At 37.8% G+C, this 1213-nt stretch carries 1 protein-coding gene; it reads right to left on the reverse strand.

The annotated features are described in order from the left end of the window. Window positions 1-30: 30 nt before the first annotated feature. The gene (locus QUA83_RS30440) at window positions 31-1137 is read right to left on the reverse strand and encodes an IS630 family transposase (protein WP_333297941.1); all 1107 of its coding nucleotides are present in this window, start codon (window positions 1135-1137) and stop codon (window positions 31-33) included. Window positions 1138-1213 lie beyond the last annotated feature (76 nt).

The raw sequence follows: 1213 nt of genomic DNA on the forward strand, positions 1-1213 counted from the left end.
TATAGCGATCGCAAATCATTCGTAAATTAATTAAGGATTCGATGGAGCAGCAGTTCCATTGAGTGTTGGTTCAAAAATACCAAATTTGTGTAATTTGAGAAAGTCAAAGCTTTGTGACTGTATGGTAAAATTGAAAAACCATTTAACCAAGGCAAAAGAACTGAGCCGATTCCCAAATTTTCTCACCCAAGTCTTGGCATGAAGCCAAATATCTTCGACTGGATTCTGCTCCGGAGCATTAGGAGCAAATAGGACACAAGTTAAAGGCCATTCATCCCGATCCTTACCTTGATTAATTTCTTCTAGGTAAGCTTTCATTTCTTTATATTTGTGATAGCTGGCTCCATCCCAAATAATCAAATGTCTGGCTTCGGGATTTAAAGATTGTAAGTCTTTTAAGAAAGCCACTGTATTCTCAGAATTTGCCGTTGCATATTCTCGCAGAACAAACTGTTTTGTTAAATAATTTACTGCGCCATAATAAGTTTGTTTTTCTCTCTGATTCACCAGTGGTATTTCTATTCTCTCGTTGCGCCTTCCCCAAAGATAACCACAGACATCTCCCCACAATAGATGACACTCATCAATCAAATACACCACAAGCTTTCTCGATTCTATAGCTGATCGGTGTTCTTCCAGAATCTCACAGATTTCTTGGTGCTTTTTTTTGACGAGTTCTTCATCACGTTTTGGATTCTTTTTTTGAGATTTTTTCCAGCTAATTCCCGCTGACTTAAAAAGTTGGTAGTAGCTAGTTTTTGATTGAAATTCAATCTGATATCGCTCTGCTATATAATTTGATAATTCGGATAAATCCCACTGGTTTTTATTGGTTAACCATTGGATGACTTCCGCTCGTTCTTCAGGCTTAAGTTGTCCCCGCGAACCCTGATGATTTAAGCGCAACCCTTGAATTCCATGCAACGCATAATTGATTTTCCACTTACTGATAAATGGAGATGATACTCCCAATATCTTTTGAATAGTTTCGCGGCGAACCCCTTCAATTAACATGCGGATAGAAGCAGCTCTTTTAAGTTCTCTTGGGTCGGGATTGCTGGCAATAAAATTTTCGAGTTCTAATAAAGCTTGGACTTCATGCTCCACAAATTTTTCTGCAGATTTCTTTTGGGACATCTCAACTCCTACTGAGATTTACGTCCTCATTATTATACATGATTTGTGATTTACAATTCATTTGCGATCGCTATAT

This window comes from Microcoleus sp. K1-B1 (assembly GCF_036704705.1).
In the GTDB taxonomy this organism is placed as follows: Bacteria; Cyanobacteriota; Cyanobacteriia; order Cyanobacteriales; family Microcoleaceae; genus Microcoleus.

Excerpts from the sequence above, each read along its gene's own strand:
- QUA83_RS30440 (WP_333297941.1), bottom strand. The coding sequence starts at position 1,137 with ATGTCCCAAAAGAAATCTGCAGAAAAATTTGTGGAGCATGAAGTCCAA.